The organism is Lysinibacillus sp. FSL M8-0216 (assembly GCF_038595555.1).
In the GTDB taxonomy this organism is placed as follows: domain Bacteria; phylum Bacillota; class Bacilli; order Bacillales_A; family Planococcaceae; genus Lysinibacillus; species Lysinibacillus fusiformis.
The window spans coordinates 622271-641685 of sequence record NZ_CP152007.1; the positions used below are offsets into that span (position 1 = coordinate 622271).

Consider the following 19415-nt stretch of genomic DNA (forward strand, 5'->3'; position numbering starts at 1 on the left):
ATCTCAATGATCTTCGGATGCTTTATCTTGATTACGCACTCTCTTAAAAAGAGGTATCCTATGCCATTTCAGGATAAATGAAAATGAACATCATCATTTTCTTATACATAAAAAATGAAAGGGTGATTCGATTGAATCGAAAATTGACAGCAGGTGTTATAACAAGTCTTTTATTAGCACCTACAGCTATAGCAAATGCACAGGAAAATGATGCACAATCTCGTGTCACAGCACAAACGGAGCAAGTTTCCTATGTCAACGCTGTGGCAGCTGCAACGACAAAGGAACAGCTCATTGCCCAATTCGGTAAATTATCGGAGAATTCGACTGCTAATGAGATGGTGATAGCAGATGGTGATATTAAAGTTGTACAAAATTCGAATGACCTTGGATTTGACAACAATGAAAAGGCACTGATTCAAGCAAAGTACGACTATGTAGTGGAACAACGTCGCCTATTAAATGAACTACAAGCAATTTGGAAGAAAATTAGTGCAATCTCTAATACTAGTAAGACATTTATAGACGATGTAAATGCTGTAGAAACAGAATATCAAAGTTTTTTAGGTAATGAAACGGCAGACAAATCATATTTATTCGTACAAAAGCAATTTGAGAAAGCGGTCGATGCAGCGTTTGCCAATAGTGCTAGCAGCATTACTAATACCATTCGAGGAACAGTCTTACAATATGGCTATAAAGAAGCTGATCGCAATAACTATTTTAAAGGCAAAGGAGTAGATATTGCGAAACTTGGAAAATTAGTTGATGATGCAGCAGCAGTCAAAACTACTGCAACAGAGCTTGACGCTTTAGTGGATGTATTAAAGCAAAGCCCAACGGATTATCCAGCTATTTCTTCAGCATTAGATAAAGTTACAGCAGCTTATAACCTACTAACGGCGGATCAAAAGAAAGTGGCTGAGGCCTATAATCCAAACAATGATACAGTAACACCTTTTAAAAAATATAAGGATGCTTTAACGGGTCTGTCAGCCATAGATAAAGTTTCACTAAGTATTACTCAATTAATAGCTAAAAAACCAGCAGACTTTTCGTCAGCAACAAGCTTTATTAGTGCTGTAACGGCTATTGAAAAATCCTACAACGCTTTAGATGAAGCTTCACAAAAGTTAGTGGCAAACTATTCTACATTTGAACAATATAAAAAGGCTGCTGATATTTCCAAACAAATTACAGCACTGCGTGTATCCAATGAGGCGGCATATCGTACAGAAGTAAACGCGATTAAAGTGATGTATGATTCATTAACAATTGATAAAGAACTTGTAAAAAATACAACGGATCTAAATGTAGCAGTAGCAAATATTGCTTCTGCTGAAAAAATCGAAGGACTTATTTTGGCAATTGCAAGTGCTCCAGATAAAGTGGAGGCTATCAAAGCTGCTCGTACTGCTTATGATGTGCCACCAGCAACAACTGGCACAGCTATTAACGCGGCAAATGTCAAAAAAATTGTCAATAATCTTGCTGAGCTAACAAAGTGGGAAAAGGTTTACAATGCATCTATAAGCGTGGACAAATTAATTGACGGTATTGATCCTAAAGCTTCTACATTTGAGAGCAAAACATTTGCTGCTCAGTCGGCCTTTGACAAATTGGCTATGGAAGAAAAGGAATTTGTGCAAAATAAAGATCGCTTAAATCTTCTATACCAATATGCGACTTTATCGAAACAAGTCAATGCCCTTAAACCGACAATGCCAGATTACAAGACCCAAATTACGGAACTGCAATCAAAGGTGACGGCGTTAAATGCTGGGAATGGTAATGACGCGGCTCCATTGGCTGAAATGAAAAGTAAACTTGAAGAGAAATTATCCAATCTTTTAAATGAAGATTTAGTAATAGCAGGTGTGATTCAGCAAATATCAAAGCTAAGTCAATCAAATGATATGATCACGGAGATTTTAGCTGCTCGAGCTGCCTATGATAAACTCCCTTCTTCGGCAAAAAGCCGTGTAACGAATATTAAAGTTTTAACTGATTTAGAGAAATCATATAAAACGGTTGTGAATGTTATTTCACAATTTGAAAAGCTTGATCCATCCTCTAAGAGCTATATTTCTAAAGCCAAATCAGCTTATACAGCCTACGCTAAGCTAGATGATAAAAATAAAACCTATGTCAAAAATTATAAGAATTTAAAAGAGGTTGTACCTGTAATAGACGTAATTGTGAAAATTAATGCATTAAATCCTTCTAGAAAAACGTATAAGGATGATGTGAAAGCAGCAACAGATGCATATACAGCATTAACAGATCAAGCCCAGGTTATTAATTATCCTGATCTTATAAAAGCACAAGCCTATATCGAAATGGCAAAGGCATTCGATGAACGTGTTCTTGCATTAGCGAATGAAAATCCGGACACATTTGTCCAAAAGGTAGCGGAGCTAACTACAGCCTATAAAGCATTAGATAAAAATGCGCAGAAGCTTGTGGAGCAGGCAAAAACTTTAAGTAATTATGAAAAGAGCAATAAAGCCGTTATCAAGGTTATTCAAATGATCAATGCATTGGACCCAACGAGTAAGGATTATACAAAAAAGGTACTTGCCGCACGGAAGGCTTATAATGCCCTTGATGAAGTTTCAAAAAAACATGTGACGAACTATACGAATCTTACAGCTGTCGAGGATGTGGCTTCATTAATTGGCCTGATTGCTTCGTTAAAGCCAACAAGTAAAACATTCTACCAAGATATGAAAACGGCACGTGAGCTTTACGATGCATTATCTGAGGAGAAGAAGCAAGCCATTATCAACTATGATGCACTTGTAGCTGCTGAAAATGAACAGGGGTTAGCTGAGGGCGTAATTGAGCTAATCAAATTAACAGAAGTGCAGGATGGAGACTATTTAACAAAGCTGATGAATGCACGTGTTGCCTATGATAAGCTGTCATCGAACCAAAAGAAATTAGTGACGAATATTAAAGATTTAACAACGCGTGAAAAAGAGGTTAAGCCTATTTTAACTGTGATGGTACAAATTAATGAACTTGATCCAGAATCGAAAAGCTTTGTTAGTAAGGTTAACTCTGTCCGTAAGGCATATGACAAACTATCGAAAGATCAGAAGAAATACATCGACAATATTGATGTACTCTTAAAATATGAGCCTGTATCCAATGTTGTTGAATTGATTAGCAAACTAAAATCTTCAAGTAATACATTCCTTCAAGATACAGCAAGAGCCCGTTCACTATATGATGCATTACCTGCTGATTTGCAGCAATATGTGACAAACTACTATTTATTGCAGGCTGCTGAGTCAAGTATTCTAGGAGCTGGCAATGTAATGCAAATGATTGATGCATTACCATCTGTTGATCCGAAGCAGTATGTAAAACGTATTCAAGAAATTCGTGCTGCTTATAATGCTTTACCAAAGGATCAGCAACGAGCTGTGGAAAACTACAGAGTATTACAAGACCAAGAAAAGCTGATTAAGCCCGTTATAAGTATTGTGGAGGATATTGATCGTCTCTTAACTGCTAAGGATATGGATAGTCAATATCAAAAGATTTTAAAAGCTTACGACAAGCTAAATGCTGACCAAAGACGCTATGTGTATAACGACCAATTGTTACTATCCTTAGACAACGTGATAAAGGTCTATAATAACATTGCAAAATTAAATCCTAAGGATAAATTCTACTTTGGTATGGTTGAAGCTGTACGTAAAGAATACGATAGTTTGAATACGACAGATAAACAGCGTATCTCCAATTATTCAATTCTATTAGAGGCGGAGAAAAGTATGGCCGATGTCAAGAAGGTCGTTGAAATGATTGCAGGACTTTCTCCAAGTTCACCAACGTATATAGAGGATGTGGCCAATGCCGTAGCTGCTTATCAGGCATTGGATTCTAAAGTACGGGGGCAAGTCATCAATGAAGACTTACTCAAACAGGCTGAAAAAGATGTGGCTGCCGTTCTCAAGGTCGTTCAAGCGATTGGCAATATCGATCCAGATAGCTCATCATTCGAGAAAAAAGTATTAGCAGCTCAAAAAGACTACAGCTCATTGTCGATAGAGCAACAGGGATTAGTGTATAACTATCGTATTTTAGAAGAATATCTTAAAATGATTCAATAGTATGAGAAAAAAGGAGTTTTCCCAACGAATATTAAGGGAAAACTCCTTTTATAATGATAAATGATGAATCAATGTATTATTTTCCAAAAAAAGTGAAACTATCTTATTCAAATTTCGTATCATATAGTATGTATGGTGAATTTTCGTTTCTCCACTTCAGTGATGAAAAAGCGCCGTTTGCTACATATTTGACATATTGAGGAGGTAGCCCTGTTGAAAAAAATTCTGAGTATCATCATCCTTTCAATAGCTGCAACCGTAGGAAGTTTAACAAGTTTAAGTCAGGTAGAAGCGGCATCTGCCAAAGTTGTGGATGTTTCGAATGCATATTGGGCAAATGCTTCGATACAACATATGCTAACAAAGCAATATATGACTACATATAGCGATAACAAATTTAAACCGGAGCAGGCAATTACAAGGGCAGAGGCTGCTGCTGCCATTGCTCGATCTATTCAGACCAATGTAGACATAGCAAATACGACAAAATTTAAGGATGTCCCTGCTAGTCATCCCTATTACAAAGAGATTTGTCAGCTTGTTAAACTGGGGGTTATCCAAAAAGGGGAAGACTTTCATCCTGAGGAGCCTTTAAAGCGAATGCAGGTGGCAAAAATGCTAGCATTAGCGTATCAATTTAAGGTTGATAACAAAAATAATACCCAATTCGCAGATATTCCTCAGACGCATTGGGCACATAATTATATTGAATCGCTTGCTGATATAGGCATTATCAGTGGGGTAGACACTAAACACTTTGCACCTGATCAGTTAGTGACACGCGCCCAATTTGCTGTGTTCGTTGAACGAAGTATTTATTTTCAGCAAAAAATAAACAAATTAGAAGTGGCTTATGATTATTTGGCAAAGGATTATATTCCAACAGTCAACCTTTCTACCGAATGGTCGAAAAAGGTTATTCAGTTAATTAATGTTGAAAGACAAAAGAAAAAGCTAGAACCTGTTGTGTATGATCCAAAATTGACACAAATCGCAATCATTAAAGCGCGGGATATGGTGAACCGCCATTATTTTGAACACGTTTCGCCGTTTTATGGTGCCCCATGGGATTTAGCGACTTTATTTGATTATGATTATACGAGCTTTGGAGAAAATATCGCCAGAAATATTCAAACGCCCGAGATTGCTGTAAAGGCATGGATGGCTTCACCTAGTCATCGCGATAACATTTTGAAAGAACATTATACGAATACAGGTGTTGCAATAGCGCAGGATAGCAAAGAAAATTACTATTGGGTTCAAATGTTTTCTAGTCAATAAGTTGTTGTGTAACAAAGGAGCTCTAATATTACAGTAATGTTACGAAAGCTTCAAAATATGATAAAAAAATCCCTCTTTTAACGCTGGAAATACCACCAAACGTTGGTATTACAGCGTTTTTTTGCTGTCTAAAACCGTTACACAAATGAAAAATAACAAGAGCTTCTTTTATGATAGTCTATTTATAGGCAAAAAAGTTTTGAGAGGGGTATAACAAAAGTATGAATAAGAAATGGTTATTACCGATTTTTGCATCTTTCATGTTATTTTCAACAACTCATATAAATACTGCTGAAGCAGCGACAAAAGACGATGTCACTGACACAGCTTCTAAATATTTAGGTATTCCATATAAATACGGTGGTACAACAACAAGTGGTTTTGATTGCTCTGGATTCACTTCTAAAGTATTTTCAGACTTAGGTATTCAATTAAATCGTACATCAGGCTCTCAATACCAACAAGGTAATGCAGTAGCAAAGAGTGATCTACAAGTTGGCGATTTAGTATTTTTCAATACAAGTGGTAGTGGTATTTCACATGTGGGTATATACATAGGTAATGGTAATATGATCCACTCTCAAACAGGTCAAGGCGTTAGCTACTCAAGTGTTAATGATCCATATTATTGGGCTTCTCGTTATGTAGGGGCTAAACGTGTGGCAACATTTGATGCGCAACAACAAGCTGAAGTTAAAAAAGCTGCAATTGACTTTTCAGTATATGCTTCTCGTGCAGAAGTTGCTGTACAAATTGCAAAAGCTTTAAACTTAGATACTTCTAATACAACTACTAATTTTGTAGATGTGAAACCAACAAACGCAAATGCAGGTGCTATTGCCGCTGTTGAAAAATTGGGGATCTTTGAAGGCGATGCGAACGGTAAGTTCAACCCGTCGTCACCAATTACACGTGCACAAATCGCTAAAGTTTTAGTACTAGCTTTCGGTCTTGAAAACCAAGGAGAAACAGTAGCATTCAATGATGTTCCTCAAAATAACTGGGCTAGTAATTATGTTTCTATCCTCGCTTCTAATGGTGTTACAAATGGCGATGGAGATGGAAGCTTTGGCACTGATGAATTACTAAAAATCAAACAACTTAAAGTTTTCATTGAAAGAATTCAACAATAAATTTCTTGAATTTTACAAGTTAATTTTGTCATAGATTGCAAGAATTGATCTTTTGAATAGCGTATAATGGAAGAAGGGTTTGCAATCGCAGACTCTTCTATTTTTATGATAACTACTTAGGAGAGGAAGTGATATGGAAAATATAATTTAACAGTTCTATTGTATGATGCATTATTTAGCTAATTTTGTTAAAATGGACACGTTAAGAGAACAAGAAGGGAGGAAATAAGACATTGAACATCAAAAAAATTAGTCTTATCTTGTGCGTCTTATTCATTTCGGCTTCTATGTTTACGATACATAGTGCAAGTGTCAGTGCAGCTACCAACTCAAATATTACATTTGAAGATGTCACTAAAAATCACCCAGCCTATGAAGAAATTAATTATTTAGTAAGTTTGGGTGTTATCCAAGGCTATTTTGTGAATGGTAAAAGAGTTTTTGGCCCAAATAACAATGTAACGAGAGGACAAGCAGCCAAAATGGTTGTCGTTGCCTCCGGAAACAAACCATTAATCGTAAATAAATCTAGCTTTTCAGATGTTACAGTAGGCACTGAAATGTCAGGTTATATAGAACGTGCTGTACAATTAGGTTTCTTCGACAAAAATATAAAAGGTGAATTTCTGCCAAACAAAGCTCTAACTCGTGGAGAAATGAGTTATGTCTTAACAAAGGCATTTAATTTAGATACAAGTGAGTATGAGGGAATCGATTCACCATTTACAGATGTAGGAATCACACACGAATATGTGAAGTACATCAATACAATCTATTATAATGGTATTACTAACGGAACAGGTAAAACGTATTTACCAAACAGCACGGTGACACGTTCACAATTCTCATTATTTGTGGCACGTGCAAAAAGTGAGAAATATCGTTTAGAATTGCCTGTAAAAGGTGTAACGGTACCTGATACATCTCAGGTTATTGGCTTAGTAAAAGTTACGACAGATGGTTTAAATATTCGTAAATCAACGGATAGCGCTTCAACTACGAACATTGTAGGTAAAGTCAATACAGGCGGTAAATTATCAGTATATGCAGTTGAAGGTAATTGGTTAAAAGTATCTTATAAAGGTGCTTATGCTTATATTTTTAAACAATATGCTGAATTTTTAGATGCAGATGGCAATGCGTTAGGAGCAGTCGAAAAAGAAGTAACGACAAAAAATGCTGTTAACCTATATGTAAAGCCAACTTCTTCAGCAAAAGTAATTTCAACGATTAAAGCAAATGTTAAATTACCAGTATATAAAACAGTAGGCGGCTACTATTTAACACAAGTGAATGGTTTACCAGGTTATGTGGTAGCTAATAGTACAACGGATACGGTTGAAGAAGAGAAGCCTAATCCTAATCCAGATCCAGGAACACCACCTGTTACTTCAGGAGATGTACTAGGAAGAGTAACGGTTGCTAACCTAAATGTGCGCAGTCAAAGTAATTCAACGTCAGCAGTACTTTTCAAGCTGAATAAAGGAGAGTATGTCCAAGTTAATAGCATAAGCGGTTACTGGGCAGAAATCACATACAATGGACAAACAGGTTATGTTCATAAATCTTATTTAAAACTATTAAATCAGTCAGCTAAACCTTTACAAAATCGCGTTATCATCCTTGACCCAGGTCACGGTGGTAAAGATCCAGGGACAGTAAAAGGTTCTGTTTCTGAAAAGAGCATTACATTAAAGGTCAGCACGCAAGTAAAGCAATTACTAGAGAATGCTGGTGCCAAAGTGTATATGACACGTACTGGTGATACGTACCCATCATTACAAGATCGAGTAGATTTCACACAAGCAAACTACGGTGAGATTTTTGTTAGTGTCCATGTCAATTCTGCTGCCAATTCGTCAGCACAAGGTACTGAAACATATTATGCTATATCTACAGGAGATATGTATCAGGAAGACATAGATTTAGCCACATTTGTAAATAACCAAATTGTTAACAATTTAAATATGAAAAATCGTGGTGTTAAACAAGAACAGTACTACGTAATTCGCAATATGGTCATTCCATCTATTCTAGTGGAGCTTGGTTTCTTAACAAATACTGAGGATCACAATAAAATGACAAATGATCAATATGTAAATCTATTTGCAGAATCAATTTATAATGGTATTTTGCAATACTATAAAAAACAATAAAAGTTGAAGAGACGATGCCAAAGTTTTACTAGCTTTGGGGTCGTTTTTTCTCTTTACTTATTAAGTACCCGGTTTCCAAAAAAACAAACAAGGCTACCTCCATTATTAGAGAGGTAGCCTTTTAGTTTTACTTTACAGTAGTGATGAATTTAATATAATCCTTACTAATATAAGCAGGTTCTGAGTGAGATCTATCTGAAATTACTTGATACCAACCATTAGCACCTGTATCTGTGACGATAACAGGCATATTACTTTTATTAAAGGTGAATAGTGGACTTTGTTGTGTGGATGCATCAGCACGAACGTTTAGACCAGCTGTTGTTGTTAGTGCAATTTTATATGGGTTACTAGCATCTTTATAGCCTAATGCTTTTTCGGCACGATAGTAGTGTCCAGCAATTTTGGCACCCCAGAAAGGGTCAGAGGCGTATTTTACGTTAAACCCAATTGCTTTAGAGCCAACGACTGAACCATTTGTATAACGTCCTCCAGGCGTAATGTAATTAGGCTGTAAGAACTTTTCAACAAGCTCATTAATGTTTGCGCCAACACTATCAAATTTTTTGTTTAATGGATTTGTATCATATACATATAAACCAAATAGGTTATTCAAATTTTGAGCATGATCACTCATCCCGTAGGCACTTTCATGCTGTGCCAGTGCTAAAATAAGCATGGCGTTAATATGGGCATTCGCTTCGACATCTTTTAACACGGTACCTAAACCAATTAGTTTACTTTTTGTCGTAGCGCCTTTGTAAATAGAAGCACCTGAGCTCTCAACTTCAGCTAGTTTTTTCATAATATATTGATCAATTTCTTCAGCTGTATATTGTGTTGTAGCACGAGCAGGTAAGAATTGATAGTAATTATAGCCTTCTCCCTTTGAAGAGCCGTTACCATTCGTAAAATTAATACCATCCCAGCTAAAGTACTTCTCACCTTGCTTCATAAAGCTAGGAGCCTTGCCGTAGACGTAACTAGATGAGTACTTATTGGCTTTATAATCATATAAGGTATGTTTAATTTCACCATTTTCATTTGTATAATAAGCGCGTCCCTTTACTAAAGCAGAAGGGATTAAAGTAACGTCTGCTTGTTTTAAAGAACCAACTTGTCCAGCTAAGCGTACTCTTACTTGAGTGGCATCACTACCCAGATACTCCATTTCTGTATTAGCAGCAACGGCAATTTGATCTTTAATCGTTTCGGAATTTAATGCGACATAATTATTTGTAACAATAATACCGGAAGACATTTTTATAATCTTATTATTTTGAGTAACCACTAAAGAACTGTTTGTCATCGCTTTTTCAGCAGCTTCAAAACTAGCATAAGACTGCTTGTCTACAAGATTACCATTTGAGATTTCTTTAACAATAAATGCATTGGTATTATTATTATTACCTGAATTATTGTCGTTATCAGAGTTCCCATTATTATTGGAATTACCACTATTGTTTTCACTATTCCCATTATTATTTTCAACAGTATCAGCAAGGAGAATTAAGCGAAGTATAAATGTTGATGCTTCAGCAATTGTAGCATTGTCTCTAGGTAAAAACATGCCGTTAGAGCTTCCTTTAATAAGCCCTAATTGAGCACCTATGGCAATGTCCTGACGGAAATCTTTGAAAATGGTAGCATTGTCTGTAAATGTAATAGAGGAAGTACCTTTTGGAATTTTTAAATAATCAACCGCTCTAATTAACATAACGGCCATATGCTCTCTTGAAATACGTGCATCTGGCTTAAATGTGCCATCTGTGTAGCCGGTAATTATGCCAGCAGTAGCGGCAAGCTTGATTTCATTGGCAAATAAATATGTGTCAGAGACATCTGTAAACGTACTATTATCCTTTGTCTCTAAGTTTAAAGCCTTTGCTATGTATGTGGCGAATTCACCGCGTGTAACAGTATCATTCGGACGATAGCTGCCAGTAGCATCTTTCAGCAAGGCTCCTTTGGAAATCAAATAACGCAGACCACTTTCATGCATATGTCCTGATAGCTCATCAGCATAGGCCTTTTGGGGTTGCGAAATGATTACGCTAATAAGCATCATGAATAACATAAAAATTGATAGTTTTTTCATAGTTTTACCCTCCTAAACTGATATCATTTTAACAAAGTTCCACAATCAAGTTAAGGGTCAAATGTTAGAAATACCATAAAATATACCAGAGTATTATAGGAGAAAAGTATCCTTTTGGCGCATGTAGAGAAAGTAAAAGAGGAATCTATGAGGGAAGTGAATCGATATTCACATGAGTTTCTTCTATTATATATACGTTTGAGATAAACGATGAAAAAATGCCGTACATAAGAAAACATGTACGGCATTTATAATGGGAAATATTATAGCATTTCTGAAGTTGTTTTTGCTTGCATGTGAAGTTGTAGGTAGTCTGGGCCACCAGCTTTTGAGTCTGTACCTGACATGTTGAAACCACCAAATGGTTGGTAGCCAACAATCGCACCTGTACAGCCACGGTTGAAGTAAAGGTTTCCAACATGGAATTCTTCACGTGCTTTTTCTAAGTTTACGCGGTTTGTCGTAATGACAGCACCTGTTAAACCGTATTCTGTATCGTTAGCAATTTCAATCGCTTGATCGAAATCTTTTGCTTTTGCGATCGCTACTACTGGTCCGAAGATCTCTTCTTTCATAATACGTGCAGAAGGCTCTACGTCAGCGAATACGGTTGGTTGTACGAAGTAACCTACTGAATCATCCGCTGTACCACCAGCTACTAGACGACCTTCGCCTTTACCGATTTCGATGTATTCCGTAATTTTATTGAATGCTGCTTGGTCAATAACCGTTGCCATGAAGTTGCTGAAATCTGTTGGATCTCCAACTGTTAAAGCGTTTGTTAACTCTTCTACACGGTTTACCACTTGGTCATACACATCTTCTACGATAACAGCACGAGAACATGCTGAACATTTTTGACCAGAGAAACCAAAGGCTGATTTCACGATTGATTGTGCAGCTAATTCAAGATCTGCTTCTTTATCAACAACGATTGTATCTTTACCGCCCATTTCAGCGATTACGCGTTTGATCCAAATTTGACCATCATTTAGGACAGATGCACGTTGGTTAATACGTAAGCCAACATCACGTGAACCTGTGAAGCTGATGAAACGAGTTTTTGGGTGATCAACTAAATAGTCACCCACTTCAGCACCAGAACCTGGTACAAAGTTAACAGCTCCTGCTGGAAGACCTGCTTCTTCTAATACTTCGATAAATTTATACGCCACTACTGGTGTTGTAGAAGCTGGTTTTAGTAATACTGTGTTACCTGTTACTAAAGCAGCTACTGTTGTACCAGCCATGATCGCAAATGGGAAGTTCCAAGGTGAGATGACGATACCAATTCCTAGTGGAATATAGTCATAACGGTTGTATTCACCTGGACGGCTTTCTACTGGCTGACCGTTTTTAATACGTAGCATTTGGCGACCATAGTATTCTAAGAAGTCGATTGCTTCTGCTGTATCTGCATCAGCCTCTGCCCATGGTTTCCCTGCTTCTTTTGTTAATAAGGCTGAGAATTCGTGTTTACGACGACGAATAATAGCGGCTGCTTTGAAAAGAACATCAGCACGAATAGCTGGATCAACTTTTTTCCAAGTTTTGAATGTTTCATCTGCTGCTTGCATAGCTTTTTCAGCTAAATCTTTGCTCGCTTTTGACACACGGCCAATAACTTCAGTTTTCTTTGCAGGGTTATACGAAACGATTTTATCTTCAGTTGTAATACGCTCACCACCGATAATAAGTGGGTAGTCTTGACCTAAATAACCTTCAACTTTTTTTATAGCTTCTACATAAGCATTGTAGTTTGCCTCTTGTGAAAAATCTGTGAATGGTTCGTGTTTGTATGGAATCATATCTGTTTCCTCCCCTGGATAAAGGGTGCCAAATGATTATGCACCTTTAAAGATTTTGTTATTTATATAATGCAATATAATTTGGCATTAATCAACTCAAATTTTAAAACTTTTTTAATTTTTGCATCTGTTTTTCGTATTGGTGTTAGAATAAGCTTAATGGAATACAGGAGGACAAGATGGATAATAATGTACTACTAAGTATTTATAAATACGTCATTGAAAAAGGTGATATGGGAATTTGCGTTGTCGATACTGAAGGCAAGTTGCTCATATACAATAAAAAAATGCGAGAACTGGAGGGCGTGAATGAGGACGAATATGAGGAGAGGCGAGCGATAGAAATCATTGATTTCGAAATCGAAAAGAGCGATATCTTTAAAGTCCTAAGTTCTGAAACGCCAGTTCTACACGTCAAAAAAACGTATTGGAATAAAAAAAATCAAGAAGTGACCTACATAAGCAATATTTATCCGTTGCACTATGAGGGTGTGTTAATAGGGGCCGTGGAATTTGCGCGAGATATTACGCAGCTTGAATATATGATGTATCAGCCATTAAGAAGATATGGTGCACCGCTAACGTTTGATATTATTACGGCTGTTTCCGCAGTCATGAAGGATGTCATCGAAAAGGCAAAAATTGTTGCATTGAGCAGAATGCCTGTTGTGTTAATTGGGGAGTCAGGCACAGGAATCGATATGGTTGCAGAGGGTATTCATCATGATCTAAAGGTGCAAAATGATATGTTTATCGCTCTAATTTGCCGCCGAGATGAGCAAACAGTGTTGAATCAATTTGAAAAATACATTGTTGAAAAAGAGAGAATTACTTTTTTTGCTGAACGCATCGAATATTTATCACTCGAAGCCCAAGAAAAGATTGTCGAGCTTTTCAACAATCATCCAAATCATCAGCATGTTTTAATTGCTAGTGTTGGCAAAGACCCTATAGATTTAATTCAAAAGCAGGAGCTGTCTAAAAAACTTTACCGCTTATTTTCTGGAATCACGATTTATGTACCGCCTTTACGTGAAAGAAAAGAAGATATGATGCCGTTTATTGATGATTACTTCAAAAGACATCGGGACAGCTTTGGCTCAACAATCCAAGGTCTTTCGGAAGAAGTGCAAGAGACGTTTTTGAAATATGATTGGCCAGGAAATTTAAAGGAATTAGAAGTACTGCTGGATGAGATCACCTCACTAATTACCAACGAAACTATCGTTGAATCCCATATGCTACCAGTTCATTTTAAATGGAAAATCCAAAGCACCTGTGAGGAAGCAGAAAATGAAGTATCAACAAGTGATTTGTTTGTCATTAAAAATCAGCAAGATATTCGACCATTAGATGTCTACATGAAAGAGGTGGAGGAATATTATATTTCGAAGGCTTTAGACTTTCACCAAGGAAATATTTCCAAAACTGCAGCTGCATTAGGAATTCGTCGACAAAGCTTACAATATCGCGTAAAAAACTATAAGCTCAATAAAAAAAGCGAAAACATTGATTAACAATGTTTTCGCTTTTTTGGATAGCTTGGGTAGAGTGACGGATAGCAAAGTCGAACTGACGGATAGGATACCGAAACTGATGGATAGCACTATCAAATTGCTGGGTAGTCACTTGCCTCAACTATTATTTTCCTTTTTTTGAAAGGCGACCAAGGGCGAATGCTGCTGCACCTAAGCCAATTGCTAGGTTTGTTTTTTTGTTAAACACTTGTTTTGTCACAAGTGCTACGTTTTGTGGGCGTTCTGCTAAACGGCGCATAAAGTAACCGTACCAGTCGTTACCAAATGGTAGGTATGTGCAGAAATTATAGCCTTCACGTGCAAGATCTAACTGCATTTCTTTACGGAAACCATATAGCATTTGGAATTCAAATTTTTCGTTTGGAACGTTATGTTGTTTAACGAATTGCTTCACATGATTAATCACATTGTGGTCATGCGTAGCGATAGAAGTAAATTTACCATGTAGTAAATGATGTTCAATGAGCTTCAAATAGTTACGGTCGATATCACCTTTTGATTGATAGGCTACACTTTCTGGTTCTTTGTAGGCACCTTTTACAATACGTAAACGGAAGTTTTGGTACTTTTCAATATTTTCTTCTGACTCGAAGAAGTAAGCTTGAATAACTGTCCCTACATTATCAAATTCTTTGTGTAATTCCTCTAGTAATTCAAAAGAGCTGTGTAAACGCTCGTAATTTTCCATATCGAAGTTCACGAAAATATTGTATTGATGTGCAAGCTCTACGATCTCTTTTAAGTTTTCATAGCAAAATGCGTAATCAATGTCTAAACCTAATTGGGAAGGTTTAAGTGAAATATGAGCATCTAGTTGCTCATCGTGAATAGCTTGAACAACAGCTAAAATATTATTTTTTGCAGCAGTTGCCTCTGATTTCTCATAAACGAACTCTCCAAGATTGTCGACTGTACAAGAAATATTGGCTTTGTTTAATTCTCTAATGGATTGTACAACTTCTGGTAAGCTAGTGCCTGCCACAACACTTTGAGCACCCATCTTTAGACCATATTTTTGTGCAGCGCTATTTAATATTTTGTTCTCTGATAAGTAAATGAAAAAATCACGTAGTACCATTTATATGCCTCCAAAATTGAAAATTTTAAATTCTTGGCGATTATAACACTTTTTTCGAAAAGTAAAATGGTATGATTTTTAGAAAAAAAATTTTTGCGCGGAAGACTGAGGGCGTAAACTATTGGCACAATTGACTTTTTAAATTTTGAAATGGCCATAAAAAATATTTTTTCAAAAAAAAGGACTTTTCAAAATAGTAGTTTTGTTTTATGTTAAAATTTTTGTCTTAAAACAGAAGTGCTATTTTATTTGAAGGAGTTTTTTAAAATAATTTTAGCAAGTTATTGGATGCTGGCGTGTATGTTTAGACCAATCTAAAAGAGAAAAGAAACAAGTTGAATGCTTTCTTTATAAATATATTGAAATAACTTTTCGAAGTGGGTATTTGTGGTGTTTTGGTAATTCGTTATAAAATATACACTTTTTTAGTGTGATCATAAATCTATCATTTATAGTAAATATTTAGAAGGTGTATTATAATACAATGGAGTATAATCATGAATAAAATATGTACTTGTTATGGAAATTTAGTTACTTTTGATTAAGAATAGTGTGTCTATTAATGATGCTAAGGGATTAGGGCGACTATAAACTAAGATAAGGTGGAAAGTATGGCAAGAGGTAGAAAATTTAATTCGAATGGAGAACGAAGCAAACAACTATTACTTGAAAAAGCGATAGAGCTATTTTCAGATAAAGGATATCACCATACAAAAATTAGTGATATTGTGAAGGCTGCTAATCTAACACAGCCTACTTTTTATTTATACTTTAAAAGCAAGGATGCGCTTTATAATGATTTGAATATACAATTTCAGAATGGTTTTTTTGAAGTGATGAATAGCAAATCCTCTGATAGTGTGGCGAATGGATTAGAAGCATTTATTTCGATTTTAGAACAAAAACTGTCAAATTTATTCTTCTATATAATCGAAAATCCGAAGCTATCAAAAATTGGCTTTATAGAATCTAAGCAGGCTTTTTTAGTAAAATCTCAGTTAACGCAACAATTGATTCATCTTATTTATCTTCATGATTGTGACAAGGACCTACAACGTTATCGTGTGGATATTAAAATTTTAATAGATTCTTTAGTTGGATCGATGGAGAGACTGATATTAACCAATTTACTGGAGCAAAAAAGATTGCCTGCCGAACTAGCGAACGATATTGTACAATTATATTTTTGGAAAACCGAAGAAATAAAACAAAAATCCTCTCATCAATCGTAATGTAGATCGATGAGAGGATTTTTCTTAATTTTCAAACTTTATATGTTGATAATAACCTTTTTGTACTTTGCTTTGCTTATTCGGATGAATGAGTAGCATATATTCCTGATTGAGTGATAAAGGACTCGTTGGGGTAACAATTAATGTTTGCCCTTCGACTTTAGTAGTTGCTACTACTTCGTCTGCTCCTAAAGCAATAAGCTGAATATGCTCCTTATCAATTTGTGAAATAAGTGTTGGTGGTAGTTTCACCGTTAATTTTTCTGTTTGAATGGCAGCAGTTTTCCCAATTAAAAGCTTTTTATATTTAGGATATTGCTCCTTAATGGCATCAAAATGCGCCTGGAAAATAGGAGCTGATGTTGTTTGAATATTAGGCTTGACACCTACTTCATGAATAGTCTGCTGCAGGGGTCCTGTAAATTTGCCGACAGTTAATTTTAAGTAGCTTCCATCATGGAGCATATAAAAACCTTGCATAGCGCCCTTTCCGTAAGTTGTTTCACCGTATAAAATAGCGGCCTTCTGATCTTTTAGTGATGCAGAAAGCATTTCAGAGGCACTAGCGCTATAACGATTGACTAAAATACGTGTATTAACTGGAAATTTAGTATTTTGCTTAACAGCTGGTATTGTATAAGAGGAATGTGCTTCCTCTAATAGATAAGCAACTTTTGCTGATGGAAATAGTCCTGTAAGTTCTTCTGCTGTTGTAACATAACCGCCACCATTATTTTGTAAATCTAAGATAAACGATTTGGCACCGCTCTTTTTTAAGTCAATCAGCGCTTTTTTGACAAGCTGAGCACCATCTTCTGAAAATGAAGCAAGTGAAATATAGCCAACCTGTCCAAACAATAATTCAGATTGTACATTTGGTAATGTGAATTTTTTTCGTGTAATGGTTTTCGTAGTCGTCGTTTCATTCCTATGTTTAAGTGTCACTTTCACCTGACTACCTTCATGCCCCGTTAAGAGAGAAGAGGTTTCCTGTGTAGAACGACCAATAATAGATTCACCATTTATAGCAATAATGATATCTCCAGCCTGTAAACCTGCATCAAATGCACCACTGCCTTCAATTACTTGTAAAATATGAATACCATCTTCATGTTCTTCAATAACAACACCAATGCCGATGGTTGAAAGATTGATGCTATTCATATAATCCTCGAATTCTTGTTTTGTAAAATAGGTGGAGTAAGGATCTAGCATATCAATAATTTCTGCAATGGATGTGGCCTTCTCTAAGTTTCCGTTGATCGTCCCTACATACGTATTCTGAATTATTTCCTTTATTTCTCTTACTAACGATTGTTCCTGACTAGCTGCCTGCGTAGACGTTAACGGTAGGAGAAAGAAGCCTAGTATAAATACGAACGACCATATTAATTTTTTCATTGGACACCTCTTTTCTAGCACTCAAAGTAGGAATGCATAGTCCTTCTAGATAGTGGATGGATACATTTTACAGTTGAGTATCTAGTTTTTATTATACATGAACGGTAGAAATAGTGGATGAATTTAATAATAGAAAAAGAATCTGTTAGCCTTGTATAGCAAGCAGATTCTCGTTGAAGATATAATGTCCATTAGGCCGAGGCTTGGTTGTTGTTCATAAGTTTGTGAATAATAAAACCGATGAATGCGCCGACAATGGCAGGTACAAGCCATCCTAAGTTTTGGTCATACAATGGCAATGCTTGAAGAATATTTTCATAGGAAGTGATTTCAACTTTCATTTGTTTTAAGCCATCATATAGGCTGACAAGGAAAGTAGGGATTAACGCTAAAATATAAACAATTTGTCCACCTTTAAAGAAATGATCCGCTAATGATAGTACCATCAATACCATTGCTATTGGATAAATGATTAACAGCACAGGCAGAGAGGCATTAATAATTGTTGAAAGTCCCACATTCGTAATGGCTGTACTAAAAATAGTAAATACGATTAAGAATGTTTTGTAAGATATTTTTGGGAATAACTTATGGAAAAATTGTGCGTTGGCAGTTAGTAAACCAACAGCTGTTGAAATACAAGCTAGTAAAATAGTCGCAGACAAAATAATACTTCCTAGACTTCCAAAAAGTACTTCAGCTGATTTTGCAATAATATCTCCACCATTAGCAGAAGTACCAATGGCAGTAATACTTGTATTACCGATATGACCAAGTGAGATATAAACAAAAGATAAACCAATGGCTGCAACAACACCAGCAAATATAGTTGTATTCACTTGCTTTTTTTTATCCTTCATTCCCATATCGCGTAATGCTTGTAAAATAACGATACCGAAAACAAGTGCGCTCAGAACATCCATTGTTAAGTAACCTTGGACAAATCCTTCAGCAAATGGGGAGCTAATATAGTTTCCTGCCGCTTCCCCTGGCTCTCCCATTGGAGAAATAAAGCTTTTGACTGCTAGCAATAAAATGACAAGAAGCAGGGCAGGGGTTAATATTTTTCCTACTCGATCGACAAGCTTCGAAGGGTTAATGGATAAATAAAGAATTAAGGCAAAAAACAAAATAGATGTAATGAAAAGCGGTGCCCAATGGTCCTTCATAACTTCTGGAAGAAAAGGGGCAATGCCAATTTCATAGGACACTGATCCAGTTCGTGGTACGGCAAAGAATGGTCCAATTGCTAAATATACAATAGAGGTAAAGAGTATACCAAAAGCGGGACTAACACGATTGGCGAGCAGTTGTAAATCGCCTCCTGCTTTGGCGACAGCTACGATAGCTAATAGTGGTAAACCGACACCTGTTATAAGGAAACCAATCATAGCTACTGTGATATTTTCACCTGCCTGCTGACCTAATAACGGTGGAAAAATAATATTCCCAGCACCCAAGAATAAGGCAAATAGTAGTAATCCTACTGCTAAATTTCCTTTGATGAAATGCATGATGTTTTTCATAAGTATAAAAACTCCTTTAAGATTGAAAAGCTAAAACTTT

General features: G+C 36.2%; 11 protein-coding genes. 6 read left to right on the forward strand and 5 right to left on the reverse strand.

What is annotated here, in order from left to right:
* The first annotated feature begins 122 nt into the window (after positions 1–122).
* The 4 genes from MKX57_RS02905 to MKX57_RS02920 all read left to right on the forward strand — a co-directional run bounded on the left by MKX57_RS02905 (position 123) and on the right by MKX57_RS02920 (position 8694).
* Positions 123–4124 carry a cell wall-binding protein gene (locus tag MKX57_RS02905; protein ID WP_239354301.1) on the forward strand — a complete coding sequence of 1334 codons (4002 nt, stop codon included), beginning with the start codon at positions 123–125 and terminating at the stop codon, positions 4122–4124.
* Between the two features lie 213 nt (positions 4125–4337).
* Positions 4338–5405, forward strand: coding sequence for an S-layer homology domain-containing protein (locus MKX57_RS02910; protein WP_342531903.1), 1068 nt, complete (start codon positions 4338–4340; stop codon positions 5403–5405).
* A gap of 221 nt (positions 5406–5626) precedes the next feature.
* Positions 5627–6538: a C40 family peptidase gene (locus MKX57_RS02915; protein WP_008180868.1), complete on the forward strand. Its 912-nt coding sequence runs from the start codon at positions 5627–5629 to the stop codon at positions 6536–6538.
* 233 nt (positions 6539–6771) lie between these two features.
* Positions 6772–8694: an N-acetylmuramoyl-L-alanine amidase gene (locus MKX57_RS02920; protein ID WP_170844175.1), complete on the forward strand. Its 1923-nt coding sequence runs from the start codon at positions 6772–6774 to the stop codon at positions 8692–8694.
* Between the two features lie 127 nt (positions 8695–8821).
* Here MKX57_RS02920 and MKX57_RS02925 read toward each other — a convergent pair whose 3' ends face one another.
* On the reverse strand, positions 8822–10792 hold the full coding sequence (locus MKX57_RS02925; RefSeq protein WP_107921604.1) for an S-layer homology domain-containing protein: 1971 nt from the start codon (positions 10790–10792) through the stop codon (positions 8822–8824).
* A gap of 263 nt (positions 10793–11055) precedes the next feature.
* A complete protein-coding gene (gene pruA, locus MKX57_RS02930) occupies positions 11056–12600 on the reverse strand; it encodes an L-glutamate gamma-semialdehyde dehydrogenase (protein ID WP_036123130.1) in 1545 nt (514 codons plus the stop codon).
* Between the two features lie 179 nt (positions 12601–12779).
* Here pruA and MKX57_RS02935 point away from each other — a divergent pair, with 179 nt between their 5' ends.
* On the forward strand, positions 12780–14117 hold the full coding sequence (locus tag MKX57_RS02935) for a helix-turn-helix domain-containing protein (RefSeq protein WP_089986784.1): 1338 nt from the start codon (positions 12780–12782) through the stop codon (positions 14115–14117).
* 124 nt (positions 14118–14241) lie between these two features.
* Here MKX57_RS02935 and MKX57_RS02940 read toward each other — a convergent pair whose 3' ends face one another.
* Positions 14242–15216, reverse strand: coding sequence for a proline dehydrogenase family protein (locus MKX57_RS02940; protein ID WP_008181796.1), 975 nt, complete (start codon positions 15214–15216; stop codon positions 14242–14244).
* Positions 15217–15827: 611 nt separating this feature from the next.
* Between MKX57_RS02940 and MKX57_RS02945 the strand changes: the two genes are divergently transcribed.
* Positions 15828–16448: a TetR/AcrR family transcriptional regulator gene (locus MKX57_RS02945; RefSeq protein ID WP_089986782.1), complete on the forward strand. Its 621-nt coding sequence runs from the start codon at positions 15828–15830 to the stop codon at positions 16446–16448.
* Between the two features lie 24 nt (positions 16449–16472).
* Here MKX57_RS02945 and MKX57_RS02950 read toward each other — a convergent pair whose 3' ends face one another.
* Together MKX57_RS02950 and brnQ are read right to left on the reverse strand one after the other, a co-directional pair.
* Positions 16473–17849 carry a S41 family peptidase gene (locus MKX57_RS02950; protein WP_342531913.1) on the reverse strand — a complete coding sequence of 459 codons (1377 nt, stop codon included), beginning with the start codon at positions 17847–17849 and terminating at the stop codon, positions 16473–16475.
* A 191-nt stretch (positions 17850–18040) separates the two neighbouring features.
* Positions 18041–19375 (reverse strand): branched-chain amino acid transport system II carrier protein, encoded by a 1335-nt coding sequence (gene brnQ, locus MKX57_RS02955; RefSeq protein ID WP_089986780.1) that lies wholly within the window; start codon positions 19373–19375, stop codon positions 18041–18043.
* Positions 19376–19415 lie beyond the last annotated feature (40 nt).